This is a genomic window from Loktanella salsilacus, assembly GCF_024206795.1.
GTDB classification, from domain to species: domain Bacteria; phylum Pseudomonadota; class Alphaproteobacteria; order Rhodobacterales; family Rhodobacteraceae; genus Loktanella; species Loktanella salsilacus.
This window is the reverse complement of the sequence record NZ_CP072994.1, coordinates 1325256-1351083: the sequence shown is the minus strand read 5'-3', so window position 1 is coordinate 1351083 and position 25828 is coordinate 1325256. Positions and strand designations below refer to the sequence as shown.

Below are 25828 nucleotides of genomic sequence, written 5' to 3'. Positions count from 1 at the left end.
ATGAAGGTTTTCCTACTCTCTTGTGTCGCCGCCGTGGTTGTCATGGTTGGCTCGCATTTCATCCTGCGTGACGCGGTGCCTCTGTCCTCGCAAGAGGCTTATACCGTGGGTAGCAGCGTGCGTGTCGGCGATGCAGATAGCGTCACAACCAAAATCGACTGACGCCAGTTCAAACCTATAAAAACAGGCGCGGCACCCATCGGTGCCGCGCCTGTTTTGCATTTAGCGCCCGATCTATTTGCGGTATACCGACGTATACCGCCTTCCCGAACGCTAAGTTTTCCGCTAGGAGGAGTGCAATCGCAACGTGCCAACCGGAGACATCATGTCCAAGATTAAGGTAGCTAACCCGATCGTCGAACTCGACGGCGACGAAATGACCCGCATCATCTGGGATTTCATCAAGCAAAAGCTGATCCTGCCCTATCTGGACGTGGATCTGCTGTACTACGACCTGAGCATGGAAGAGCGTGATCGCACCGACGACCAGATCACCATCGACGCTGCCCACAAAATCGCCGAAGTCGGCGTTGGCGTGAAATGCGCGACCATCACCCCAGACGAGCAGCGCGTCGAAGAATTCGGCCTGAAGAAGATGTGGCGCAGCCCGAACGGCACGATCCGCAACATCCTTGGCGGCGTCATCTTCCGCGAGCCGATCATCTGCAAAAACGTGCCCCGCCTTGTACCCGGCTGGACCCAGCCGATCATCGTTGGCCGTCACGCCTTTGGTGACCAGTACAAAGCCACCGACTTCCGCTTTCCCGGCAAGGGCAAGCTGACGATCAAGTTCGTCGGCGACGACGGCCAGACGATTGAACACGAAGTGTTCGACGCACCCGCCGCCGGTGTCGCGATGGCGATGTACAACCTGGACGAATCGATCCGCGACTTTGCCCGCGCCTCGATGAACTATGGCCTTAAGCGCGGCTATCCGGTGTACCTGTCCACCAAGAACACGATCCTCAAGGCCTATGACGGCCGCTTCAAGGACATCTTCCAAGAGATCTTTGACGCCGAGTTCGAGGACAAGTTCAAGGCCGCTGGCATCACTTACGAGCACCGCCTGATCGACGACATGGTCGCGGCCTCCATGAAGTGGTCCGGTGGCTACGTCTGGGCCTGCAAAAACTACGACGGCGACGTGCAGTCCGACACTGTGGCACAGGGCTTCGGCTCGCTTGGCCTGATGACGTCCCAGCTGATGACCCCCGATGGCAAAATCGTCGAGGCAGAAGCCGCCCACGGCACCGTGACCCGTCACTACCGTCAGCACCAGGCTGGCAAGGCGACGTCCACGAACTCTATCGCGTCGATCTTTGCATGGACCGGCGGCATCAAGCACCGCGCCAAGCTGGACGACAACGCACAGCTGATGGCCTTCGCCGAGACGCTGGAAAAAGTCGTCGTGGATACGGTCGAATCTGGCCAGATGACCAAAGACCTGGCCCTGCTGGTTGGCCCGGACCAAAAGTGGCTGACGACCGAAGGCTTCCTTGATGCCGTCGATCAGAACCTGCAAAAAGCGATGTAAGCTTAAATTACAGGCATGACCCACCGGTTATGCTGACGTGGCGGCCGTTCCTGATAGGAGCGGCCGTTTTCGTCTAGACAGGTCAACTTTGCTGTCCTATCGGCAAGACATGTCACCAGCCAACAAACACTCCCTCCTCGAAGATGCGCAAGGCATGGGCCTTGGCGTGTTCCTATGTGCCTTGGGTCTTGCGATCCTGACCTCTGCGGGGTTGATCACAGGCCAGACGGCGGGCGTCGCGGTGATCATCGCCTATCTGACCGGTTGGTCCTTTGGCGTTGTTTTCTTTGTCATCAACATCCCGTTTTATGTGCTGGCATGGTACCGGCTGGGCCGCGCCTTCACGATCAAATCGCTTATCTCGGTCACGGCGCTCTCGGTCATGACGACCTTGATCCCCCGCGGCATGACGTTTGAAGTCCTGAACCCCGCCTTCGCCGCCGTCACCTTTGGCGCGATTACCGGACTGGGTCTGCTGGCGCTGTTTCGTCACAACGGCAGCCTTGGCGGCTTGGGCGTGGTCGCATTGCTGGTGCAGGACACGACCCGTTTCAAGGCGGGCTATGTGCAGCTGGCAGTCGACGCCGTGATCTTTACCGGAGCGTTGTTCCTGTTCCCCGCGACCATCGTGATGTGGTCACTGCTGGGCGCGGTTGTGCTGAACCTGATCATCACCTTCAACCACCGCCGCGACCGTTATATCGCCACCTGAACGCAGGTGTCAGACGCCCAGCGAACCCGGCCTTCTGTCCCACATAGGTGGCTTTGGAAACGGTTGCTTAGCGAACGTCTTGTTCAGCTTAAACCGGCGGACATTATCGCGGGAACACCGGCCTTCTCGACACCCTCGATTTTGGGCCGCATACAGATGCATCAGGCAAATGTTGCGAAGTGGATCGAAAATGACCGGCGAGACTAATTTGGACGAACTCGTTAGGTCCATGTCGGCCGTCCTTGTTGAAGGCTTGTATGTTTTCGTGACCGCTCAGCACGATCAAAAGCTGGACGGCATTAAGCCGCGTATGACCTTCAGAGAAGCAGAAGGAACCACCTATATCCTTCTAAAGTCCGAGGCAGAAACGCATGGGCTCTCTTACGAATTTCCATGCCGGATGATCACGCTCAATATTCATTCGTCCCTAGAGGCTGTCGGCTTTATGGCGCGCATTGCGACGGAACTTGCAAAGCATGACATGGGCGTAAATCCAGTCTCTGGCTACTTCCACGATCATCTCTTTGTGCCCGATGGACGTCAGGACGACGCGATGAAGGTGCTAAACGAAATGGCAAATAACTAGACTCGTCGCGTGATTGCTGGCTTCGCCGTCAACCAAACCCTCTGCTTTGTTAAGCCAAACGTCAGGTTCAAGGCCAGCGACACAGACGTTTCGCGGCTCGTTCCTCGGCGTCGCGCGAATTGACAAGCCAAGCCCGCCGCGCGATGCCTAGCCGATGCCATATCATTACATCGCCCTGCTGATCGCCATCGTCGCTGAAACCATCGGCACTATGGCACTGCAAGCCAGCCAGCAATTTACCAAGCCCCTGCCCGCCGTGATTACTGTCGTGTTCTATGGCGCGTCGTTCTATTTCATGGCGCAGGCGCTGCGGGTCATGCCCGTGGGCGTCGTCTATGCGATCTGGTCCGGCCTTGGCATCGTGCTGATCGCTGGCTTTGGTTTTGTGATCTTTGACCAGCGCCTAGATGTGCCCGCGATGATCGGACTTAGCTTGATTATCACAGGAATTGTGGTCATCCAGCTTTACTCTACCGCGTCACCGCACTAAGGGACTAGCCTTTGCTGCATATGCATTGTATTCGCGCGGCAACTCCGGACAAAGGCTGATATCATGGACATTCGCAATATTGCGATCATCGCGCACGTTGACCACGGCAAAACCACGTTGGTGGACGAGCTTCTGAAGCAATCGGGCGTTTACCGCGAAAACGAGGCGACGACCGAACGCGCCATGGACAGCAACGATATCGAGCGCGAGCGCGGTATCACCATTCTGGCCAAATGTACCTCGGTCGAGTGGAAAGGCACGCGCATCAACATCGTTGACACGCCCGGCCACGCCGACTTTGGCGGCGAAGTCGAACGCATCCTGTCGATGGTCGACGGCGTTGTGCTGCTGGTTGACGCGGCCGAAGGCCCGATGCCACAGACGAAATTCGTGCTCTCCAAGGCGCTGGCACTGGGCCTGAACCCCATCGTCGTCGTGAACAAAGTCGACAAGGCCGACGGCGAGCCTGATCAGGCTGTCGACAACGTGTTCGACCTGTTCGCTGCATTGGAAGCCAACGACCAACAGCTTGATTTCCCAGTGATGTTCGCCTCTGGCCGTGCTGGCTGGTGCGACAACGAACTGGACGGCCCACGCGAAAACCTTGATGCGCTGTTCGACATGGTCCTCAAGCACGTCCCGATGCCCGCCCAGATTTCCCGCCGCGAAGAGCCGTTCCAGATGCTGGCAACGACCCTGTCCGCTGACCCCTTCATCGGCCGCATCCTGACCGGCCGCGTCGAGGCTGGTACGCTGCGCGCAGGCGAAACCGTCAAGGCGCTGTCGCGCAATGGCACCAAGATCGAACAGTTCCGCGTGTCCAAGATCCTCGCGTTCCGTGGCCTGTCCCAGACCGCGATTGACGTGGCAGAAGCTGGCGACATCGTCACGCTGGCCGGTATGACCAAGGCAACCGTGGCTGACACGATCTGCGATCTGTCCATCGACACCGCGATCCCTGCCCAGCCCATCGACCCGCCCACCATCACCGTGACCTTTGGCATCAACGATTCGCCACTGGCTGGTAAGGACGGCAAAAAAGTGCAGTCCCGCGTCATTCGTGACCGCCTGATGAAAGAGGCTGAAGTCAACGTCGCAATCAAAATCGCCGACACCGAAAAAGGCGACGCCTTCGAGGTCTCTGGCCGCGGCGAATTGCAGATGGGCGTTCTGATCGAGAACATGCGCCGCGAAGGTTTCGAGCTTTCGATCTCTCGCCCGCAGGTTATCTACAAAACCATCGATGGCGTCCGGATGGAGCCAATCGAGGAAGCGACAATCGACGTTGATGACGAGTACACCGGCGCCGTCGTCGAAAAGCTGACAGGCCCCCGCAAAGGTGAGCTGGTCGAGATGAAGCCAGCTGGCGCAGGCAAGACCCGCATCATCGCCCACGTCCCGTCGCGCGGCCTGATCGGCTACCACGGCGAATTCCTGACCGACACCCGCGGCTCTGGCATCCTGAACCGCTTGTTCCACGGCTGGGCCCCTTACAAGGGCAAGATCCAAGGCCGCCGTCAGGGCGTTCTAATCTCGATGGAAAATGGCACCTCGGTTGCCTTCGCTTTGTGGAAGCTGGAAGACCGCGGCAAGTTCTTCATCGGCGCACAGGAAGCGGTCTATCAGGGCATGATCATTGGCGAACATTCGCGCGATAACGATCTGGAAGTGAACCCGCTCAAGGGCAAGCAGCTGACCAACGTCCGCGCCTCCGGCACAGACGAAGCGGTCCGCTTGACGACCCCCGTCACGATGTCGCTAGAGCAGGCCATCGCCTATATCGACGATGACGAGCTGGTCGAAGTCACGCCAAACGCGATCCGCCTGCGTAAGCGCTACCTTGATCCGCACGAGCGTAAGCGGAACGCAAAGTCTGCCTAAACACATAAAAAGGCCCGCTCCGACATCGGAGCGGGCCTTTTTGTCTCTAACGTCTTCTTCTGGTCAAAAATACCTCGGGGGGCGTCGCGCAGCGACGGGGGGCTGGCCCCCCCCTCTGACCGATATTATGTAAAAATACGTCGCCCTCAGCCCGCCGCGACCGTATCCCCGACCCGCAGTATTCCGCCCTGCACGACAGAGGCATACCAGCCGCCATGCCCGCGCACGGCGTTATAGCCGCCGGGACCAAAGGTTTCCTCCATCCGGCTGCACGGCGGACAGGGTCCTTCGATCAGCAAGGTAACCTCGCCGATCCGCACCGCACCCTTGCGCAGGGCGGCTAGGTTAATGCCTGAAATGACTAAATTACGCCGCAGGTCAGCGGCTGCAACATCATCGCGCCCGATCAAGGCAGCGATGACGGGCAAATGCTCTGCCTGTATCAGCGTCACCGCGCGCTTGCCGGGGCGGCCGCGATCGCCATCAAGGCCAGCCTCAGTCACTATGGCACGCAACGTGCTCTCGACGTCGCCCCGCCGTGCGGCACGCAGGCCGATCCAGTCCAGATGCCCCGCCTGCGCATGACGGGACATCATAGCGCCAAGTGCGCCTTTCAAAGCTCTTCGATGATGCTCAATTCACGCTGCGCCGCGCCTTTGGCGTGACCCAGTGCTTCTTGGTAGGCATCAGAATAATAGCAATCATGCGCCGCCTGCATCGACGGAAACCGCGCGACGACATTACGCGGACGGTCTGGCCCTTCGAGCGTCTCATAGGCCCCGCCACGCGCCAGAAAGACGCCGCCGTGGTCCGCAATCGCGCCCGTCGCGAGGGCTGCGTATTTCGCGTAGGAATCGTTATCCGTCACGGTGACGTGGGCCACCCAAAGCGCTGTTTTCATGCCAATTTCTCCATCACTGCACGTGCTGCCGCGATGGCAGCCTCTGCATTTTCAATCGAAGCACCGCCGCCCTGCGCCATATCGGCACGGCCGCCGCCGCCTTTACCGCCCAGCTCTGCCACGGCGGCCCGCAGCAGGTCCACGGCGGACAAACGGTCCGTCAGATCCGCCGTCACGCCCGCCGCAACGGCCGCTTTGCCGCCCGCTTCGGCGATCAGCAGCACGGCGCCAGAGCCCATGCGCTGCTTCATATCGTCGATCAGCGCGGGCAAGTCCTTGCCCGTGACGCCTTGCATCACCTGACCTTGAAACGCGATGCCATTTACCTGCTCGGCGCTGGTATCCGCGCCGCCGCCGCCCATCGCCAAATCGCGGCGCAATTGCGCGACCTCGTTTGCCAGCGCTTTACGTTCATCCATCAGGCTGCGGACGCGGTCTGCAACCTCTGCCGCAGGCGCTTTCAGCGTCGCTGCCACTTGGCTCAGCACCGCATCCTGCGCGCGCAGGTGATCCAGCGCCGCCTGCCCGGTCAGCGCCTCGATCCGGCGCACACCAGCGCTAGAGGCACTGTCGCCCAGCACCACGAACGCGCCAATTTGGCCCAGCTGGCGCACATGGGTGCCGCCGCACAGTTCCAGCGAATAGGTCTGACCATCCGCGCCTTTGCCGCTGCCGGGCTTGCGCCCCATCGACACGACACGCACTTCGTCGCCGTATTTTTCGCCAAACAAAGCCTGCGCGCCAAGGGCGCGGGCGTCGTCCGGGGTCATGATCCGCGTCTCGACCGGAGTGTTCTGCCGGATCATCGCATTGACCTCCAGCTCCACGTTGCGCAGATCATCCACCGACACCGCCGCGTTGTGACTAAAGTCGAACCGTAACCGATCCGGTGCGTTCAGCGATCCACGCTGGGCAATGTGATCGCCAAGCGTCTCGCGCAGCGCCTCGTTCAGCAGGTGCGTCGCGGAATGGTTCGCCTGCACATCACCGCGGCGATCCGTATCGACCTGCAGCTGTGCGCCCTGCCCAGTGCTGATTTCACCCATCGTGACCTGCGCGATGTGGATGAAGACACCCGCCACCTTTTTGGTGTCGGTGATCTGCGCCATGCCGGTTTCCGTCTTGATCGTCCCAGCATCGCCAACCTGACCGCCAGACTCCGCATAGAACGGCGTCTGGTTCAGCACGATCTGCACCGCGCCTTTGGCGGTGGACGCGACTGCACCGTCCACGACAAGGGCCTGAATTTGGCCTTCAGCCGTCAGCGTGTCGTAGCCTAGAAAATCGGTCAGGCCCTTGGACTCCGCCAGATCAAACCAGACGGAAGCATCGGCCGCCTCGCCCGTGCCGGACCAAGCTGCGCGCGCCTTTTGCTTTTGCTCGGCCATCGCGCTGTCGAACCCATCGGTGTTCACGCCGCGGCCCTGTTCGCGCAGGGCGTCCTGCGTCAGATCCAGCGGGAAGCCGTAGGTGTCATAAAGCTTGAACGCCGCCTCGCCGGGCAGGTTTTCACCGTCGCCAAGGCGCGAGACTTCGTCGTCGAGCAGCTTCAGACCCCGGTCAAGGGTCTGGCGGAAGCGGACTTCTTCGTTCTTCAGCGTCTCTTCGATCAGGGTGCGGGCTTGGCCAAGTTCCGGATAAGCCGCGCCCATTTCTTGCACCAGCGCCGGCACCAAACGGTGCATCAGCGGATCCTGCGCACCTAGCTGGTGCGCATGGCGCATGGCGCGGCGCATGATGCGGCGCAGCACATAGCCGCGACCGTCGTTGGACGGCATCACGCCGTCAGCGATCAGGAACGACGTCGCGCGCAAATGGTCGGCGATGACGCGGTGGTGCACTTTGCCGGGACCGTCGGGATCGCTGCTGGTGGCATGGGCGGACGCCTCAATCAGGGACCGCATCAGGTCGGTGTCATAGTTGTCGTGCTTGCCCTGCAGCAGCGCGCCGATCCGCTCTAGCCCCATGCCGGTGTCGATGGACTGCATATCAAGGGGGCGCATGGTGCCATCCTCGAACTGCTCGTTCTGCATGAACACAAGGTTCCAGATCTCGATAAACCGGTCGCCATCTTCCTCGGCAGAGCCCGGAGGGCCGCCCCAGATTTTGTCGCCGTGGTCGTAGAAAATTTCGGTGCAAGGGCCGCAAGGACCCGTCGGCCCCATCCGCCAAAAGTTGTCGTCAGTCGGGATACGGATGATCCGGTCGTCACTGATGCCAGCGACCTTTTTCCAGATCGCCGCGGCCTCGTCATCGGTGTGGTAGACGGTGACCAGCAGCTTGTCCTTGTTCAGGCCAAAATCCTTAGTCAGCAGTTCCCACGCAAAGGCGATGGCGTCGTCCTTGAAATAATCGCCAAAGCTAAAATTTCCCAGCATTTCAAAGAAGGTATGGTGCCGCGCGGTATAACCGACGTTGTCCAGATCGTTGTGCTTGCCGCCGGCACGCACGCATTTCTGCGCAGATGTCGCCCGGTTATAATCGCGCGTTTCAACGCCCGTGAACAGGTTCTTAAACTGAACCATGCCAGAGTTGGCGAACATCAAAGTCGGGTCGTTGCGCGGCACGAGCGGGCTAGAGGCGACGACCTCGTGCCCGTTGCGACCGTAGAAGTTCAGAAATGTCGAACGGATATCGGAAAGAGAGGTCATATCAGGGCCTTCAATGCAGTGGTTTGGGATGAAATAGACCCCTAGCGCCGCACCGTAAAGCGATAACGAAAAAGGGTGCAGCCTGCGCCGCACCCTTTCCCGGATATTGTCCGCGCATCGCTGCGCGTCAGGCGTTTCTGGTGTCGCCCCGCACCGTTCGAAGTAGCTTACATTTCAACCAGATCGTCGTCTGATCCAGAATCGTTATCCGACATCGCGAAGTCCAAGCCATGAGCCGCGCGAATTTTGTCTTCAATTTCGATCGCGGCTGCAGGGTTATCCTTCAGGAACTGCTTAGAGTTCTCGCGGCCCTGCCCCATACGCTCGTCGCCGTAGCTAAACCAAGCGCCGGACTTTTCGACGACGCCAGCTTTCACGCCCAGATCCAGCAGCTCGCCATTTTTGGAAATGCCTTCGCCATACATGATGTCGAATTCGACCTGCTTGAACGGCGGCGCAACTTTGTTCTTAACAACCTTCACGCGGGTCTGGTTGCCCACAACCTCGTCCCGGTCCTTGATCGAACCGATGCGGCGGATGTCCAAACGCACGGAGGCGTAGAACTTCAGCGCATTTCCGCCTGTCGTCGTCTCGGGCGAGCCGAACATGACGCCGATCTTCATCCGAATCTGGTTAATGAAGATCACCATACAGCCGGAGCGGTTGATCGAACCGGTCAGCTTGCGCATCGCTTGGGACATCAGGCGGGCGTGCACGCCAACGCTGCTATCGCCCATATCGCCTTCGATTTCCGACTTCGGTGTCAGAGCGGCGACGGAGTCGATCACCACCAAGCTGACCGCGCCAGAGCGGACCAGTGTGTCAACAATCTCAAGCGCTTGCTCGCCGGTGTCGGGCTGCGAAATCAGCAGCTCGTCCAGGTTGACGCCTAGCTTCTTCGCATAGGCCGGATCAAAGGCGTGTTCCGCATCAACAAAGGCGCAAACGCCGCCTTTTTTCTGCTCTTCCGCGATGGAATGCAGGGTCAGCGTCGTCTTACCCGATGATTCCGGACCATAAATTTCAATGATGCGGCCTTTGGGCAGGCCACCAATGCCAAGCGCGATATCCAGCCCAAGCGATCCAGTGCTGGTCGCTTCGATGTCGCGCATCTGGTTTTGGCCGCCAAGGGTCATGATGGACCCCTTGCCGAATTGACGTTCGATTTGCGCCAGCGCGCTTTCCAGCGCCTTTTGCTTGTCGGCGGTTTTCTTGTCAGTCATTTTCAGAAGTTCTGCCGTTGCCATGTCAGTCGCGTCCTTATGTCATGCCCGGTGGGGGGGCCGCAATCGCCGGTATGTGTTCTTGATCTGTTCTTAACGCTTTATATGAGACCAAAGCGAGAACATTTCAACTCATTTCTTAACCAAATTAAACCTGCACCCAGAGTGGTTAAAAATTTGTGCATGAATTAGGGTCTGCCCAAGAATAGCGAAACGGAGCCGCCATGCTGGTCTTTTGGAAAGAAAACTTGGTCTTTTTGGCCGTGCCAAAAACCGGCACCACCGCGATCGAGGGCGCGCTTGGCCCCAAGGCCGCGATGGTCCTGCGCGATCCGCCGACCATCAAGCATGCGCCAATTTACCGCTATCGCCGGTTTCTGAAACCGTTCTTTGTCCAGGCGGGCGGGCAAGAACCAGAAACGATGGCCGTCGTGCGTGATCCCATCGACTGGCTGGGCAGCTGGTATCGCTACCGCGCGCGCGCCGATCTGGACGGGCATCCGAACAGCACCAAAGACGTCAGCTTTGACGAATTCGTGCTGGAATACGTGAAGGGCAAGCCTGAACCCTTTGCCAATGTCGGCAGTCAGGCAAAGTTTGTCTGCGACGGCGAAGGCCAGATCGCGGTCGATCACCTGTTCGCCTACGAGGACCAGGATCGCCTGATTGCGTTTTTAGAACAACGGCTTGACGTGACCTTGACGCTGCCCCGCCTCAATGTCTCGCCCCCGCGCGCGGCGGTGCTTAGCCCCGCGGTAGAGGCAAAGCTGCGCGACAAGCGGGCGGCGGAGTTTGAGGTTTGGCAGGCTGCGCGTCAGTCGTCCTGATCGTTTGGATCGTCCGGCAGCGGTCCTTTGAAACCGGTCGCGACGACGAACTTTTCCGAACTGTCAGACCGCGATGCAGGCGGTTTGACGTTCGACACTTTCTCGAATCGCGATTTCAGAAGCTTTTGCAAATTGCCTTCTGCCCCGCCCGCCAAAACCTTGGCGACAAAGGTGCCGCCCGGCGTCAGCACGTCGAAGGAAAAATAAGCCGCCGCTTCGCACAGCGCGATGATTTTCAAGTGGTCGGTCTGCTTGTGGCCCGACGCAGAGGCCGCCATGTCGGACATCACCACATCGGCTTGGCCATCCAGCCACGACATCACCAACTGGTCGGCACCGTCATCCAGAAAATCAAGCTGGTGAATTTCAGCGCCAGCAATCGGCTCGACCTCTTGCAGATCGACGCCCAGCACGCGGCCCACGGCCTTTGACGTCCGCTCGCCCAAGGCGTTCACGCGGCGCACCGCGACTTGGCACCAGCCGCCGGGCGCACAGCCCAAATCGACCACGCGCGCGCCGGGGATAAGGAAGCGATATTTATCGTCAAGTTCCAAGATCTTGAACGCCGCCCGGCCGCGATAGCCTTCGATCTTGGCTTTCTTCACGTAGGGGTCGTTCAACTGCCGCTGCAGCCAACGCGTAGAGGACAAAGAGCGGCCCCGCGCGGTCTTGACCTTGACCGTCAGATCCCGCTGTCCGCGGCCCGATGAATTTTTGCTGGGTGTCTTTGCCATGTTCGTTTCTTCTCAATTCCTACCGTTTGCCACCGGAAGACCTTTCACTTGAAACGTCTTCATCTGCGATTTTTCGCACGAAAAATCGGCCGGCTCTCAATACGGCGCGTCTTCTAGTACCCCATCTGCCGACATCTGGGCATAAAGCAACCCCTCGCGCAGGCCCCGGTCCGCCACAGACAGGCGATCCGTGGGCCAAAGCCGCATCAAAGCCTGCAAAATCGCAGCCCCCGACATGATCAAGGCCTGCCGGTCGCGCCCAATGCGCGGATCACTGCGCCGGCCCAGCGGGCCAAGCGTCAGGTAATTGCGAATCACAGTGTCGATCTGGTCCGTCGTCATCCGCAGCCCGTCCACCTTGGTCCGGTCATACCGCTTCAGCCCCAGATGGGACGCCGCGACCGTCGTCACAGTGCCGCTGGTGCCGATGATCTGGAAATTCTCTCGCGCCTGCTCTGACCCATAGGGCGAAAAGTTCGCGAGGTTTTCCTCGAAGAACCAGCTCATCAGTGCAAAGCGCGCGGCGTCGTCTTCCACATCGGCGAACTGATCGCGCAAGGTGGCAACGCCAAGTGGTACGGAAATCCAGTCCACCACCTTGGCCGCGGCAAAGGGGCCGGGGTCGGCGGTAAAGCCCGCATGCAGCCGCATGATCGCGCGGGGACGCTCGCGCGCGGGGACATGGCTGATGTCAATCCAAACCAGTTCGGTCGAGCCGCCGCCGATATCGACGACCAGCAGCTGTTCGGTCTTGGTGCTGACCAGCGGCGCGCAGGAAATGACGGCAAGGCGCGCCTCTTCCTCTGGCTTGATGATCTCGAGCTTCAGACCCGTTTCGCGCCGCACCTGCGCCACGAAATTCGCGCCGTTGCGCGCACGGCGACACGCTTCGGTCGCCACAAGCCGCATATGCGTGACGTTGTGACGTTCCAGTTTTTGCTTACAGATCCGCATCGCCGCAATCGTGCGGTTCATCGACGCGCGAGACAGCTTTCCAGTGCTCTCTAACCCCTGCCCCAATTGGACGGATTTAGAGAAGCTGTCGACCACATGAAACTGGCTGCCCTTCGGTTGGGCAATCAGCATGCGGCAAGAGTTGGTCCCCAGATCGAGGGCCGCATAAAGCGTGGCCGGATCAGGAGATTGTGGCGCGGGGGTATCGACCGCTTTCGGGTACGCGCCCGCACCAAAGGGACGCTTGGGCGCCATAGTCACGCCCTCCATTTCGAGTTGCCACCACGCTATGCTGTTGGACGCATACTGGCAAGCGAAGCCTTTGCGTCATGAGGTCGCCTCACCATCATCATGCGGGATATGAGGGTGCGCGGCGCTGGCATCGCGGCGGGCCTTGGGCGATACCCGTCGCGCAAGTGCTGCGTTATGTCGAAAACCGACCAAGCGCCGCGCCGCGCGATGCTAGAAGCGATGAAACGCCGCACCCTGCGGAACAAGGATAACGAAACAATGCCCGACGTCACGATTATCTATTGGCGCGATATGCCTGCTCAGGTCATGGTCGGCCGCGGGCGCAAGGCCAGCAAAATTCAACTGCCAGAACGGTTTGAGCAAGCCATCGACCGCGCTGCGATGAAATCCGGTGCCGCAGGCACAGACGAATACCTGTCAGGTATGCGCCGGGGCGACCCTTATGCGCTGGACGGTGAAGACGCCGCCGTGGCGCAGGCCGAGGCCGCGCGCCTTGATGCGGAATTCACGCCAGATCGCCTGCGTGCCTTGATCGAAAACGACGGCTGGACGTGACCCAGCCGCCGCCCCCCTTGCCTCATCGCCTAAAGGAGACTGCCATGTCGCTAATGCCGTTCCTGCGTAAGAAACCCGCACCTAGCGCGGCACCGGATAGTCAGGTGGAGGCGTTCCTGAAGGATTATTCGATCGAGGTGATGCCGCGCACAGCGGAAAAGATCGTCGATTTTCAATCGCTTCTGCCCGCAGGGACACGTGTTTATATCGCCCATATCGACGGCACACCGATTGACGACATGGTTGCGACAGCCAAGCGGCTGGCCAATGACGGCTACAACGTCATGCCGCACTTTCCGGCACGCATCATCAAAGACCGCACCACCCTGACCGACTGGATCGCCCGCTACCGCGGCGAGGCCGGCGTCGATCAGGCGCTGCTGCTGGCGGGCGGCGTCACCCTGCCCCACGGCGACTTTGAAAACTCCATGCAGCTGCTGGAAAGCGGCGCTTTTGCTGATTTCAAACGCCTGCATGTTGCTGGCCACCCCGAGGGGAACCGCGATATCGACCCCGACGGCTCTGACGCAAATGTGACCGACGCGCTGCGCTGGAAGCAGCGGTTTAGCGACACGACGGACGCGCAGATGGCGCTGGCGACTCAGTTCTGCTTTGAAGCGGACCCGATCATCGCTTGGGCTGATGCGCTCAAAGACGCCGGCATCACCTTGCCGATCCATATCGGCATCGCTGGCCCTGCCAAGCTGCAAACCATGATCAAATTCGCCATGGCCTGCGGCGTTGGCCCATCCTTGCGCGTCTTGCAACGCCGCGCCATGGATGTGACCAAGCTGCTGCTGCCCTATAACCCGGACGAGGTCATCACGGCGCTTGCCGCCCACAAGGCCGCAAACCCCGATTTCAACGTGACCAACGTGCATTTCTTCCCGCTTGGCGGGATCAAGACCAACGCCCAATGGGCCATGGACAATGGTGGAGCCTCTGCCCGTCCGGCCAACCCGCAAAAGGACCCCGCATGACCCGTACAATCGTCGAATCCAAGACCAAGACCGCCATCATCGGCTTTGACCAGCCGTTCTGCGTCATCGGCGAACGCATCAACCCGACGGGGCGTAAGATTTTGGCCGCCGAGCTGGAGCAAGGCGACTATTCCCGGGTCGAGGCTGACGCCATCGCGCAGGTCGCCGCTGGGGCGACAATGCTGGACATCAACTCTGGCGCGGTTTTCACCAACAAAATGGCGACCGATCCGCGTTATGCCGACAATAACTTTGTCGAACCGATGCTGATGCCCGAACTGATCCGCCGCGTGCAGGCGATCGTCGATGTGCCGCTGTGCATCGACAGCTCTGTCCCTGGCGCGCTCGAGGCTGGCCTTGCCGCCTGTGAAGGGCGCCCGCTGCTGAACTCTGTCACCGGCGAAGAAGAGCGTCTGGAACTGGTGCTGCCGCTGGTCAAGAAATACAACGTGCCGGTCGTGGCGATTTCCAACGACGACACCGGTATTTCCGAAGACCCCGATGTCCGCTTTGCTGTCGCGAAAAAGATCGTCGAACGCGCCGCTGACTATGGCATCCCTGCCCATGACATCGTCGTTGACCCGCTGGTCATGCCGATTGGCGCGATGGGCACCGCTGGCCTGCAGGTTTTCACCCTCGTGCGCCGTCTGCGCGACGAACTGGGCGTGAACACGACCTGCGGCGCGTCCAACATCAGCTTTGGCCTGCCGAACCGCCACGGCATCAACAACGCGTTTTTGCCGATGGCGATGGCGACGGGCATGACCTCTGCCATTATGAACCCGGTCGCCCTGCCCGTCAGCCTAGCCAAGATCGAGGCGAAAAAGCTGGAACTGGCCGCCGCTGGTTTCATCGTGCCGGACGATATTGATCTGGAAATCTTTTGCCAGCTGACCGGGCTTGGGTCGATGAAATCCCGCGCCGGATCGGAAATGGAAGCGATCCGCGCCGCGAACTTCCTGACCGATAACGACCCGTCGGGTGGTGAATGGATCCGCTTTAACCGCGCTGTCGTCGCCCCCGGCGAAGGCCGCGCGCGGACAGGCCGCCGCAAGCGGAATTAAGTCGGTCTTTACCTTGTCGTGCTCAGATGCGGGTCATGAATATCATGACCCGCACAATCCCGCCCTTGAATTGGCTGGACCAAATCTTTGCTGCGAAAGCGGTCCAATCCGGCGGCGTCATCCGACGCAGATCGGACTGGATTACGCGCGAAATTGGCCGCGACAGGTTCGAAGCAGAGGTGCGGAGGCGCGGTTTCCACCTGATCGAAACCGGTCCCCACTTGATTGTCATCTGCCATTCCGGCGAAATTCGGCTGCTGTTCTAGCCAAATTTTCGCCTAAAATTTGGACTCTCCGATTTTTCGACGAAAAATCGGCTAGCGCGCATCTGTGCGATCCAGCGCCATGCAGGCCTGCCACGGCCCCAAATACAGCCAGCCGTCTTCGTTAATCGTGGCGCTGCCCAGCTCTTGCCCCACTGACCGCCAGTCGCCATCCGGCATGTGAAAACTGCTGGGGCTGTCAGAGACGTTGAACACGCAGAACAGCTTTTGCCCTTCGGTTTCCCGCGTGAAATAGATCACATCGCCGTCCGCTTTCAGCCCATCATGGCTGCCCACACGCAGGGCAGGATGATTGTGCCGGAACGCGATTGCCTTGCGGTAATGGTGCAAAATGGCGCTTGGGTCGTGTTCCTGCTTGTCAACGGCAAGGCTGCGGTGCGCCTCTGCAATTGGCAACCACGTGCGCGGCGCATTTGAAAAGCCGGCGTTTTGCGCGTCGGCGTCCCAGACCATCGGTGTGCGGCAGCCGTCGCGGCCTTTGAACTCTGGCCAGAATTCGATGCCGTAGGGGTCTTGTAGGTCCTCAAACCGCACCTCTGCCTCTGGCAGGCCCAGCTCTTCGCCTTGGTAAATGCAGACCGACCCACGCAGCGCCATGATCAACGTAATGAACATGCGCTGCGCCCCGGTGGACAACTGCCAGCGGCTGACATGGCGCACCACGTCGTGGTTGGAAAACGCCCAGCACGCCCAGCCATCGCCGGCGACGCGGTCCACGTCCTCCATCACCTCGACGATGCGGGCGGCGGTCGGCTGGGTGTTGGCCAGAAACTCGAAGGCATAGCACATGTGCATCAGATCGTCGCCGCGCGTATACTCGCCCAAAATCTCGAGCCCGCGCTGCGCATCGCCAACCTCGCCCACGGCGGCGGCACCGTAAGGCTTCATCTCGGCCCGTAATTTGCGCAGGAAATCAAGGTTTTCTGGCCGGTTCTTATCGTAAATATGCAGCTGGTGATTATAGGGGTTCACCGCCGGGGCGATGTTCGCGTTGCGCTGATCCTTGGGCAGCGGTGGGTTGTCCCGCAGTTCGGAATCGCAAGTGTAAAAGTTGATCGTATCTAGCCGGAAGCCGTCGACGCCCCGGTGCAGCCAGAACTGCGCGACCTCAAGCAAGGCATTCTGCACCGCCTCGGAGTGGAAATTCAAATCAGGCTGGCTGGTCAGAAAGTTGTGCTGGTAATACTGCTCGCGCCGCGGCGACCACTGCCAGCCGCTCCCGCCAAAGATCGACAGCCAGTTATTCGGCGGCGTGCCGTCCGGCTTGGGATCGGCCCAAACGTACCAGTCCGCTTTGTCGTTCGTGCGGTCCTGCACACTTTGCTGGAACCACGGATGCTGGTCGCTGGTATGGCTGAGCACCAGATCGATCAGCACACGAATGCCAAAGCGGTGTGCCGTATCGATCACCGCATCGAAATCAGCCAGCGTGCCAAACATCGGGTCCACGTCGCAATAATCGCTGACGTCGTAGCCGAAGTCCTTCATCGGGGATGTAAAGAACGGCGAAATCCAGATCGCATCCACGCCAAGCGACGCGATATAGGGAATGCGCCCCACGATCCCCAGCAAATCGCCGATCCCGTCGCCGTTGCTGTCCTGATAGCTGCGCGGATAGATCTGATAGATCACGGCCCCCCGCCACCAGTCGGGGTTCGCCACATTGTCGATCCTATGTCCGGTCATCATCACTATCCTTGTCTGGCTATGTCTTTTGCTAGCAACGCGCATGTTTAAACGCAACAAGCCACACGCGCCCGGCCTTGTCATTCGCGATAGCCTGCGTAAAAGTTACCGCTAACAGGAGGAGCCGCCATGAAACTGTCCCGGTCCGATTTCCCAGCAGGTTTTCTGTTCGGGGCCGCCACCGCTGCCTACCAGATCGAAGGGTCATCTTTCGGCGGCGCAGGTTCGACCCATTGGGACACCTTCGCCAAAGGCCCGGGCAATGTCGTGCGCGCAGAAGACGGCGCAATCGCCTGCGACCATTACCACCGCATGGACGCCGATCTGGACCTGCTCAAAGACGCAGGCATGGACGCCTACCGCTTTTGCACCAGCTGGGCGCGGGTGCTGCCCGAGGGGCGCGGCCAAGTGAACCAAGAGGGCCTCGATTTCTATGACCGCTTGGTCGATGGCTGCCTTGATCGCGGATTAAAGCCGTTCCAAACGCTGTATCACTGGGAAATGCCATCTGCTCTGGCGGACCTGGGCGGCTGGACCAACCCCGATGTCGCCGACTGGATGGCGGACTACGCCGAGGTGATCACCAACCGCATCGGCGACCGGGTCCATTCCATCGCGACCATCAATGAAAGCTGGTGCGTCGCCTACCTGTCCCACTTTCTGGGCCACCATGCCCCCGGCCTGCGCGACATCCGCGCCGCCGCCCGCGCCATGCATCACGTCAATAAGGCTCACGGCCGCACCATGACCCGCCTGCGCGATCTGGGCATGAAAAATTGCGGCATAGTCCTGAACTTCGAGGCGACAGAGGCGGCCACAGACAGCGCCGCCGACACCCGCGCGGCCGCAACGCAGGACGCCACCCACAACCGCTGGTTCATCGAGGCAATCACCAAGGGCACCTACCCTGCAGAGGCGCTGGTAGGGTTCGGCCCCCACCTGCCGCAAGGCTGGCAAGACGACATGGCCGAGATCAGCCAGCCGATCGATTTTCTAGGCGTCAACTACTACACCCGCGGACTTGTTGCCGCTGATCCGGATACGACCTGGCCCGCGACCAAACCCGTCACCGGCCCGCTGAATAAAACCCAGATGGGCTGGGAGGTTTATCCCGAAGGTCTGCAACGTACCCTGACCCGCATGGCCCGCGACTATGTCGGTGATCTGCCGATGTTTGTCACCGAAAACGGCATGGCGTGGCCAGACGAGGTGGGCACCGACGACGATGTGCGCATTGATTTTATCGACCGCCATATGCAAGCCATGCAGGCCGCGATCACCAGCGGCGCAAACTTGCAGGGCTTTTTCTATTGGTCGCTGCTCGACAACTATGAATGGGCCTTCGGTTACGAAAAACGCTTTGGTCTGGTGCATGTCGACTTCGACACGCTGGACCGCACGCCCAAAGCCTCTTATCACGCGCTGAAGTCCGCCATTGCCCCGCGAAAGAACGATGTATGACCTTGCCTGCTGCTAACTCCTATAATCTGGTCGCCGATATTGGCGGCACGAATACCCGGATCGCATTGGCCGAAGGCCGCACCGTGCTGGCCGACACAGTGCGCCGCTATCAAAACGTCGATTTTCCCGGACTTGAAAGCGTGATCCGCCAGTACGAGGCGGACTCCGGCGGTCTGGATCCCTACGCCGCTTGCGTCGCGGTCGCGGGTCCGGTGCGCGACGGTCAAGCATCGATGACCAATCTGGATTGGGTGATCGACAAAGACACGCTGGCGCGCGCAACCCGGTCACATACTGTGGCGATTCTGAATGATTTGCAGGCGCAGGGCCATGCGCTGGGGTTTCTGGCACCGCAGAACGTCCTGCCGATCCTGACCGGCCCCGAAGGTAACGAACACGCCGCCAAGCTGGTGATCGGCGTCGGCACCGGATTTAACGCGGCCCCCGTGTTTGACACCGAACATGGCCGCCTCGTCACCCCTTCGGAAAGCGGCCACGCCAACCTGCCGATCCGCACCGAACAAGAGCTGCGTTTGTGCCAATACGTGTCCAATGCGCATGGCTTTCCAGCGGTCGAGGACGTGCTGTCCGGCCGCGGGCTAGAGCGCGTCTATGCCTTCTTGGGTCAAGAGGCCGGCGATCCGCGTGAAGAGCGGGCGCATATGATCATGGCCGCCCTCGCCGATGGCCGCGATCCGCGCGCCGTTGAAGCAGCCCAGATTTTCACCCGCATTTTAGGCACGGTTGCTGGCAACCTGTCGCTCATTCAACTGCCGTTCGGCGGTGTTTACCTTGTCGGCGGCGTCGCACGCGCCTTTGCCCCCTACCTGACCCAGTTCGGCTTTGGTGAAGCGTTCCGCGACAAGGGCCGGTTTGCCGGGTTTATGGGCAATTTCGCGGTCTCTGTGATCGAAGACGATTACGCCGCCCTGACCGGCTCTGCCGCGCATTTGGTGTCGCTGGCGAACGCGGAATCTTAAATCAAGTCCGGCCACGTCAAAGACTGTTTTTAAAGCCTTCACCTTCCGCCTGATAGCAGGCGGAGGGTGCAGGCTTTTGGGCCTGAACGGCTAACTGTTAGGCCAGCTGTTCCTGCACCGTCGATGTCAGCTCGTTCAAAGAGAATGGCTTCGGCAAAAACACCGCATCCGGTATCCGTGCGCTTTCGTCAGAGAACGCGTCTTCGGAATACCCCGACACAAAAACAACCTTGGTGGCTGGACGCTCGATCAGCGCTTCTCTGACCCAGGTCGGGCCATCTTTGCCGGGCATGATCACGTCGGTCACAAAGATATCGACCTTCAGCTCTGGGTCAGCAAGCATCTCTAGCGCGCCTTCGGCACAATCCGCCTCCAGCACGGTATATCCGCGCAGACGCAGGGCGCGGGATGCAAAGGCACGCACCGGGGCCTCGTCCTCGACCAGCAGCACGACGCCATCACCTTGGCGCACCACTGTTGCGTGCTGCGGCGGCGGGATCAGCGATTTGTCAGCGACGGGCAGCGAATGACTTGGGAATAACAATTCAAATTCCGTGCCAACCCCCACCTCTGAATGCGCAAAGATATAGCCGCCAGTCTGCTTCACGATGCCATAAACCGTCGACAGCCCAAGGCCAGTTCCCTCTCCCGGGCGTTTGGTCGTCCAGAACGGCTCGAATATCTTGTCCAGACGATCGGCCGGAATACCGCAACCTTCGTCGATGACCCGCACGCAGACATATTCGCCCGCAGGCACGGTGACCCGGTCGCGGATCAGGGGCATGTCCAACACGCGATTATTGGTCTTGATCCCAATTTCGCCGCCCGACGGCATGGCATCGCGGGCATTGACGACAAGGTTCATCATGACCTGTTCCAACTGCCGCTTATCCGCCTTGATCGCGGCCAAATCAGGGTCGTGGTCCAGAATAAGTGTTACTTTTTCGCCAACAAGCCGGTTCAGCAGATGGGTTAGATCAGACAGCGTATCGCGCAAATCGATCCGCTCTGGTTGCAAGTTTTGCTTGCGCGAAAATGCCAAAAGCTGCCCCACAAGGCTTGCCGCGCGGTTCGCGTTTTGATGGATCTGGATTAAATCGCCATAGTCGTGATCGCCCTGATCGTGGCGTAGAAGCAGCAAGTCGCAGTGCCCTGAAATCGCAGTTAGCAGGTTATTGAAATCATGCGCGACGCCGCCAGCTAACTGACCAATGGCCTGCATTTTCTGGCTTTGCACGAACTGCGCCTCTAGCGTTTTCAGCTCTGTCACGTCGTTCAGCACCGCAATCAAATGGCGACCTTCCGGGCCATCGGCGGTGTTGAGGGTCACCTGCACAAATGTTTCTTGGTTGTCGCCGCGCCCGCGCAGAAATTGGCTGCCATTCCCGCCGCCGCCCGTCAAAGATTCACGCACCCAGTCCGCGACAGGGCGACCAAGGCCATCGAGCACGTCCTGCACCCGCCGCTCTTGTGTTGTGGTCAGTCCCAACAGCGAACGCGCTTCCCGGTTAGAGGCGGTGATGGTGCCGTCTTTTGCTATTTTAAGCAGTGGAACTGGCAAATCCTCAATTGCGTTCCAGCCCGCCGCCAGCGCAGGCGGGCAATCTTGCGATGGCGCGGTCCGTCCGCTGGGCAGCATATAAACCTCGCGCCGGCCAGCGGCCCCGTCAACCATTCCAACCAGCATCGTCACAACGCCAGAGGCGCTGCGGAAGTCGCGCAGTTGGCCGCTGGCCAATTGTTCAGGTCCAAAAATGTCGATCAGGGATTTCGGTCGATAACCCAATAGCTTGCGAAATGGTTCATTTAGATAAAGGATCGCGTCCGTGGGCCCCGCCGTCAGCATCGGCAAGGTCAGTGTATCACCGCCGCGCCCGTTGCCGCGGCTCGCTTTACCCAGATCATCTAGGCGCCAAAGCTGCTTGTCGTCGCCTAAGTTCACCAGCGACAGGCGGAACTGACCCGTGCGCGTTATGATATCTTCGCGCGCGGCGCCGGTTGCGGTGGCGCGGTTTTGCAGGCGGAACAATACCGCCTCTGGATTAGCCAGAAGGCGGCTAAATGCCGTCGCCAGATGCCCATCAGAGATTTCGCCAAAGCGTTCCACCGCCACCGGGTTCGCGTAGACGATATCGCCGTCTGAATCCGTTAAATAAGCGACATCAACATCATGCCCGAGCAAAGCAATAATCGCCTCTTGCGATGATGTACCCGCCAAGGCAGGCGCGCTGCGGCGCAGGCTAGGTCCATAGACGCGCAAGCCGGATAAGGCCGCAATCAGCATACAACCCACAGCAACGGCAGAGGTCACAACGACGAAAAGAGGGTCATTGCTGAACAGCGCAAGCAATCCAAATATCGCCATGCCAAGCGTAAAGAGCCAGAACATCGACGCAGGCGGCGCAGCGGTCGCTGCGTCGCTGCCACGCAGGTTTTGCATCATCTTGCCCAGCCCCTTTGCACAGTCAAACCTGCATAGAGCGGAGCCGTCAACAATTGGTTAACGTCGCCCTACAGCCTAACGTTGCATCAGTTCCGGCGCAAAACAACCATGTAAAATCCGTCGTGCTGTGTCGATGGCTGCAGGCGCAAAGGTGCTTGCGCGTGCCAGCTTGGATTTTGTGCGACAAAGGCTTCGACGATCGCGTCATTCTCGTCCCGCAGGACCGAACATGTCGCATAGGCAAGTGCGCCGCCGGGCGCGCAAAGCGATGCGCCGTGCGCAATAACTTCGGCCTGTATCGCATTCAATTCATGCAGTCTTTCGTCCGTCAGCCGCCATTTGGCGTCAGGCGTGCGCCGCCATGTGCCGCTGCCGGAACAGGGCGCATCGACCAGCACCAGATCAAAGGGCGCGGCCCCCTGCAGGGCTTGCGTCGATAGCGTCTTGATCTGAACGCCGGCGCGGATGGCGCGCGGGGCGATATCGGTCATGCGGCGCGGGTCGATGTCGTGGGCGAAGACCGACGATCTCATCCGGTCCGCCATCGCCAACGCCTTACCCCCGCCACCCGCGCAAAGGTCCAGCACACGCAGGCCGGGCGAGAGAGGCAGCGCCGCCATCGCGGTTTGAGAGGCGGCGTCTTGCACCTCGATCACGCCATCGGCAAAGGCATGAGAGCCCGCAACGCGGCGCGGATTGTCCTGCACAATCAGTCCGGTATCCACATCCGGGTGCGGCAAAGTCGCGATGCCTTCGGCTTGCAGGCGGTCTTGCGCAACCTGCCGCGTGGTCCGCGACAAGTTCACGCGCAAATGCAGTCCGGCGCGGTGCTGCTGCATGACGGCGCAGGCCATCGCGTCATCCCCAAGCGACGCCTGCCAGATCGGCCAAAGCCAGTCGGGCAGATCCGCAGCCTGCGCAAGCGTTGGATCAGTGCGAGGGGCTTCCGCCTCCTCCGGCGTCAGCGCAGCGGGGGCATGGCCGCCAGCGCCAAATACGGTGTCTGGCGGGGTCCCGTCGCGGCGCAGCAGGCCAAGGATCAGCGCACGGCCGTCTTCCCCGCCGCCCGCAACCGACAAGGACCGCCGCGCGCGCAGGACGTCATAGACGTGATCGCGAATTGCGGCCCGGTCGCCGGATCCAGCAAACCGGTTCGAGCGCGCCCAATTGGTCAGGGCACGCTCTGCCGGCTCGCCCGCAAGGACGATATCCAGAATGGCAATCGCCGAGGCATAGCGCGCGGCGGGCGTCATAGGTCACGCATCACTTTAACAACGCCGCGCAACATATTGATATTAAGACCCAACGCGGTAGTTCGGAGACTCCCGCGTGATCTGCACATCATGCACGTGGCTTTCGCGCAGACCCGCGCCAGTGATCTTAACAAAGGTACAGTTCTTGCGCATATCGGCCACAGTGGCATTGCCGGTATAGCCCATTGCGGCCCGCAGACCGCCAACAAGCTGGTGCACAACAGCGCCAGCGCTGCCTTTGTAGGGCACCTGACCCTCAATGCCTTCGGGGACCAGCTTGTCGCTGGCTGCATCCTTTTGGAAATAGCGGTCGGCAGACCCCCGCGCCATGGCGCCAAGGCTACCCATGCCGCGATAGGATTTGAACGAGCGGCCTTGATACAAGATCACCTCGCCCGGGGATTCGTCCGTGCCAGCAATCATAGAGCCGACCATCGCGCAGGACGCGCCCGCGGCGATCGCCTTGGCGAAGTCGCCAGAGAACTTGATGCCGCCGTCAGCGATCACAGGCACATCGCCTGCCGCCTGCGCGCAATCTATCACAGCCGTCAGCTGTGGCACACCGACGCCTGCGACCATGCGGGTCGTGCAGATCGAACCGGGGCCGATGCCAACCTTGACCGCATCCGCACCTGCGCCGATCAACGCTTTGGTCGCCTCGCCGGTGGCGACGTTGCCCGCGACGACTTGAATGGCGCTCGAGAATGCTTTGACCCGCTCAACCGCGCGCGCAACGCCTTCGGAGTGGCCGTGCGCGGTGTCGATCACGATCAGATCGACGCCTGCTTCAATCAACGCTTGCGAGCGTTCAAAGCCCGCATCACCGACGCCCGTGGCTGCGCCAACGCGCAGGCGGCCAAGGTGATCTTTGCAGGCCATCGGGTTCAGCACAGCTTGTTCGCTGTCCTTCAGGGTCAGCAGGCCGGTCAGCTTGCCAGCACCGTCGGTGATCAGCAGTTTTTCGATCCGGCGCGCCTGCATCAGGCTACGCGCCTCGTCCAGATCGGCAGGTTCGCGCAGCACAGCAAGGTTGTCAGAGGTCATCATCACGCTGACAGGCGTCTTATCGTCGGTGGCAAAGCGCATATCGCGGTTTGTCACGATGCCGACCACAAGTCCCTTGTCGTTCACGACAGGAAAGCCCGTGACGCGGTAACGTTCCATCAGCACGCGGGCATCCGCCAGCGTCTGATCGGGCGTCAACGTGACCGGGTTATAAACCGTGCCAGAGATGAAGCGCTTAACGTGCCGGATCTCTTTCGCTTGCGCGTCGATATCTAGGTTCTTGTGCACAATGCCCATGCCGCCCGCTTGGGCCATGGCGATGGCCATGCGGCCTTCGGTTACCGTGTCCATCGCGCTGGATAACAGCGGGATGTTCATGGCGATGCTTTGCGTCACGAATGTGCGGGTGTCTGCCGTGCTGGGCAGGACGGCGGATGCTGCGGGAACAAGCAGTACGTCGTCGAAGGTCAATGCCTCGCGAATCTCCATCACGGTCTCTCCTGATGTGGTCACTTGGCACTGCGCTATTGCATGGAATGCGGCAGGGCAAAAGGCCGAAATGGGACGTCTGTGCGCAAATGGCGTGCGCAGGCTGGGGCGGGGCTGTGCGGCGGCGCCATTTGCACCGCGCTTGCGCCGCCGCACAGAACACCGCAGAAGGCGGGTATGGAACCCAGTGATCCCCTTATCCCGCCGCCGCTTAGCCGTTCCGTGCCGCGGCTGATCCTGCGTCTTGCGATCATCGCAGCGCTGGTCTGGGGCGGCCTGTCACTGTTCAACTGGCTGCAAGCCCATATCGCTGATCTAGAGGACGCCGCCCGCGCCCGCGCGCTGACGACCCTCGTGATCGTGTCGGTCGTCGCCTATGCGCTGATTATCGCCATTCCCTTTGTGCCCGCGATCGAGATTGGCATCGCCCTGATGGTGATGGAGGGGTCGATTATCGCCCCCTTTGTCTGGCTTGCGACGGTGCTGGGGCTGCTCATCGCCTTTGGCTTTGGCCGCTGGGTGTCATTGGACTGGCTGCACGGATTTTTCCGCGACCTGCATATGCGGCGCGCCTGCGAAATGGTGTCGCGGATCAAGACCCAAGCGCCTCAGGCCCGCCTTGCTGGCTTGTCGGATCGCCTGCCCCGCTGGCTGGCCCCGCTGGCCACGCGGTTTCGCTATGGCATGGTGGCGGCGCTCCTCAATATCCCTGGAAACGTGGCGCTTGGCGGCGGCGGCGGGATTTTGATGATGGCAGGGATCAGCCGCTTGTTCACGCCGCTTTTCACGATTTTCACCATCGCGATTGCCACCGCCCCTGTGCCGCTGGCGGTCTGGTTGATGGGCGCCGATTTCCTGAAGTGACGCCCTGCCGCATCCGGAT

24 protein-coding genes are annotated in these 25828 nt (G+C 60.4%); 14 read left to right on the top strand and 10 right to left on the bottom strand.

Features of this window, described 5'->3' with window-relative positions; genetic code table 11:
* From KBW81_RS06630 to typA, 6 genes are all read left to right on the top strand, one after another.
* Positions 1–162 (top strand): hypothetical protein, encoded by a 162-nt coding sequence (locus tag KBW81_RS06630; protein WP_175499119.1) that lies wholly within the window; start codon positions 1–3, stop codon positions 160–162.
* Positions 163–325: 163 nt separating this feature from the next.
* Positions 326–1534, top strand: coding sequence for an NADP-dependent isocitrate dehydrogenase (locus KBW81_RS06625; protein WP_090184702.1), 1209 nt, complete (start codon positions 326–328; stop codon positions 1532–1534).
* Positions 1535–1643: 109 nt separating this feature from the next.
* Positions 1644–2246 carry a YitT family protein gene (locus tag KBW81_RS06620; protein WP_254248762.1) on the top strand — a complete coding sequence of 201 codons (603 nt, stop codon included), beginning with the start codon at positions 1644–1646 and terminating at the stop codon, positions 2244–2246.
* 190 nt (positions 2247–2436) lie between these two features.
* Positions 2437–2832: an ACT domain-containing protein gene (locus tag KBW81_RS06615; RefSeq protein WP_254248761.1), complete on the top strand. Its 396-nt coding sequence runs from the start codon at positions 2437–2439 to the stop codon at positions 2830–2832.
* 154 nt (positions 2833–2986) lie between these two features.
* Positions 2987–3322 carry a DMT family transporter gene (locus KBW81_RS06610; RefSeq protein ID WP_254248760.1) on the top strand — a complete coding sequence of 112 codons (336 nt, stop codon included), beginning with the start codon at positions 2987–2989 and terminating at the stop codon, positions 3320–3322.
* Positions 3323–3385: 63 nt separating this feature from the next.
* Positions 3386–5203, top strand: a complete 1818-nt coding sequence (gene typA, locus KBW81_RS06605; RefSeq protein WP_090184693.1) for a translational GTPase TypA — start codon at positions 3386–3388, stop codon at positions 5201–5203.
* A 146-nt stretch (positions 5204–5349) separates the two neighbouring features.
* Here the strand turns inward: typA and KBW81_RS06600 are convergent, their stop codons facing one another.
* From KBW81_RS06600 to recA, 4 genes are all read right to left on the bottom strand, one after another.
* The gene (locus KBW81_RS06600; RefSeq protein ID WP_254248759.1) at positions 5350–5799 is read right to left on the bottom strand and encodes an MOSC domain-containing protein; all 450 of its coding nucleotides are present in this window, start codon (positions 5797–5799) and stop codon (positions 5350–5352) included.
* A 17-nt stretch (positions 5800–5816) separates the two neighbouring features.
* Positions 5817–6104 carry a DUF1330 domain-containing protein gene (locus tag KBW81_RS06595; protein ID WP_254248758.1) on the bottom strand — a complete coding sequence of 96 codons (288 nt, stop codon included), beginning with the start codon at positions 6102–6104 and terminating at the stop codon, positions 5817–5819.
* On the bottom strand, positions 6101–8755 hold the full coding sequence (gene alaS, locus KBW81_RS06590; RefSeq protein WP_254248757.1) for an alanine--tRNA ligase: 2655 nt from the start codon (positions 8753–8755) through the stop codon (positions 6101–6103). The genes KBW81_RS06595 and alaS overlap by 4 nt, the downstream gene beginning before the upstream one ends.
* 167 nt (positions 8756–8922) lie before the next feature.
* Complete coding sequence (gene recA / locus KBW81_RS06585) at positions 8923–10002, bottom strand: recombinase RecA (protein WP_090184680.1); 1080 nt, start codon at positions 10000–10002, stop codon at positions 8923–8925.
* Positions 10003–10202: 200 nt separating this feature from the next.
* Here recA and KBW81_RS06580 point away from each other — a divergent pair, with 200 nt between their 5' ends.
* Positions 10203–10805 (top strand): sulfotransferase family protein, encoded by a 603-nt coding sequence (locus tag KBW81_RS06580; RefSeq protein WP_090184677.1) that lies wholly within the window; start codon positions 10203–10205, stop codon positions 10803–10805.
* Here KBW81_RS06580 and KBW81_RS06575 read toward each other — a convergent pair.
* Both KBW81_RS06575 and KBW81_RS06570 read right to left on the bottom strand, forming a co-directional pair.
* Positions 10793–11539: an RlmE family RNA methyltransferase gene (locus tag KBW81_RS06575; protein ID WP_090184674.1), complete on the bottom strand. Its 747-nt coding sequence runs from the start codon at positions 11537–11539 to the stop codon at positions 10793–10795. The genes KBW81_RS06580 and KBW81_RS06575 overlap by 13 nt on opposite strands.
* A 96-nt stretch (positions 11540–11635) precedes the next feature.
* Complete coding sequence (locus tag KBW81_RS06570) at positions 11636–12748, bottom strand: Ppx/GppA phosphatase family protein (protein WP_090184672.1); 1113 nt, start codon at positions 12746–12748, stop codon at positions 11636–11638.
* A gap of 255 nt (positions 12749–13003) precedes the next feature.
* Here KBW81_RS06570 and KBW81_RS06565 point away from each other — a divergent pair, with 255 nt between their 5' ends.
* From KBW81_RS06565 to KBW81_RS06550, 4 genes are read left to right on the top strand one after another with little or no spacing between them, the layout of a single operon-like run.
* Positions 13004–13300 carry a virulence factor gene (locus tag KBW81_RS06565; protein WP_090185320.1) on the top strand — a complete coding sequence of 99 codons (297 nt, stop codon included), beginning with the start codon at positions 13004–13006 and terminating at the stop codon, positions 13298–13300.
* A 44-nt stretch (positions 13301–13344) separates the two neighbouring features.
* Complete coding sequence (locus KBW81_RS06560) at positions 13345–14280, top strand: methylenetetrahydrofolate reductase (protein ID WP_254248756.1); 936 nt, start codon at positions 13345–13347, stop codon at positions 14278–14280.
* Complete coding sequence (locus KBW81_RS06555; protein WP_090184667.1) at positions 14277–15344, top strand: methyltetrahydrofolate cobalamin methyltransferase; 1068 nt, start codon at positions 14277–14279, stop codon at positions 15342–15344. The genes KBW81_RS06560 and KBW81_RS06555 overlap by 4 nt, the downstream gene beginning before the upstream one ends.
* 44 nt (positions 15345–15388) lie before the next feature.
* Positions 15389–15610, top strand: coding sequence for an N-(5'-phosphoribosyl)anthranilate isomerase (locus KBW81_RS06550; protein ID WP_254248755.1), 222 nt, complete (start codon positions 15389–15391; stop codon positions 15608–15610).
* Positions 15611–15661: 51 nt separating this feature from the next.
* Here KBW81_RS06550 and KBW81_RS06545 read toward each other — a convergent pair whose 3' ends face one another.
* Complete coding sequence (locus tag KBW81_RS06545) at positions 15662–17317, bottom strand: alpha-glucosidase (RefSeq protein ID WP_392337315.1); 1656 nt, start codon at positions 17315–17317, stop codon at positions 15662–15664.
* A 126-nt stretch (positions 17318–17443) separates the two neighbouring features.
* Here KBW81_RS06545 and KBW81_RS06540 point away from each other — a divergent pair, with 126 nt between their 5' ends.
* On the top strand, positions 17444–18775 hold the full coding sequence (locus KBW81_RS06540) for a GH1 family beta-glucosidase (protein ID WP_254248754.1): 1332 nt from the start codon (positions 17444–17446) through the stop codon (positions 18773–18775).
* Positions 18772–19755, top strand: coding sequence for a glucokinase (locus KBW81_RS06535; RefSeq protein WP_254248753.1), 984 nt, complete (start codon positions 18772–18774; stop codon positions 19753–19755). Before KBW81_RS06540 ends, KBW81_RS06535 begins: the two co-directional genes overlap by 4 nt.
* Positions 19756–19852: 97 nt before the next feature.
* Here the strand turns inward: KBW81_RS06535 and KBW81_RS06530 are convergent, their stop codons facing one another.
* The 3 genes from KBW81_RS06530 to guaB form a co-directional block, all read right to left on the bottom strand.
* Entirely contained in the window at positions 19853–22195 is a 2343-nt protein-coding gene (locus KBW81_RS06530; RefSeq protein ID WP_254249012.1) for an ATP-binding protein, read from the bottom strand.
* Between the two features lie 89 nt (positions 22196–22284).
* Positions 22285–23451: an RsmB/NOP family class I SAM-dependent RNA methyltransferase gene (locus tag KBW81_RS06525; RefSeq protein ID WP_254248752.1), complete on the bottom strand. Its 1167-nt coding sequence runs from the start codon at positions 23449–23451 to the stop codon at positions 22285–22287.
* Positions 23452–23493: 42 nt separating this feature from the next.
* A complete protein-coding gene (gene guaB, locus KBW81_RS06520; RefSeq protein WP_254249011.1) occupies positions 23494–24945 on the bottom strand; it encodes an IMP dehydrogenase in 1452 nt (483 codons plus the stop codon).
* Between the two features lie 177 nt (positions 24946–25122).
* On the opposite strand from guaB, the gene KBW81_RS06515 reads away from it, so the two are divergent.
* Positions 25123–25809, top strand: a complete 687-nt coding sequence (locus KBW81_RS06515; protein WP_254248751.1) for a TVP38/TMEM64 family protein — start codon at positions 25123–25125, stop codon at positions 25807–25809.
* The last annotated feature ends 19 nt before the right edge of the window (positions 25810–25828 follow it).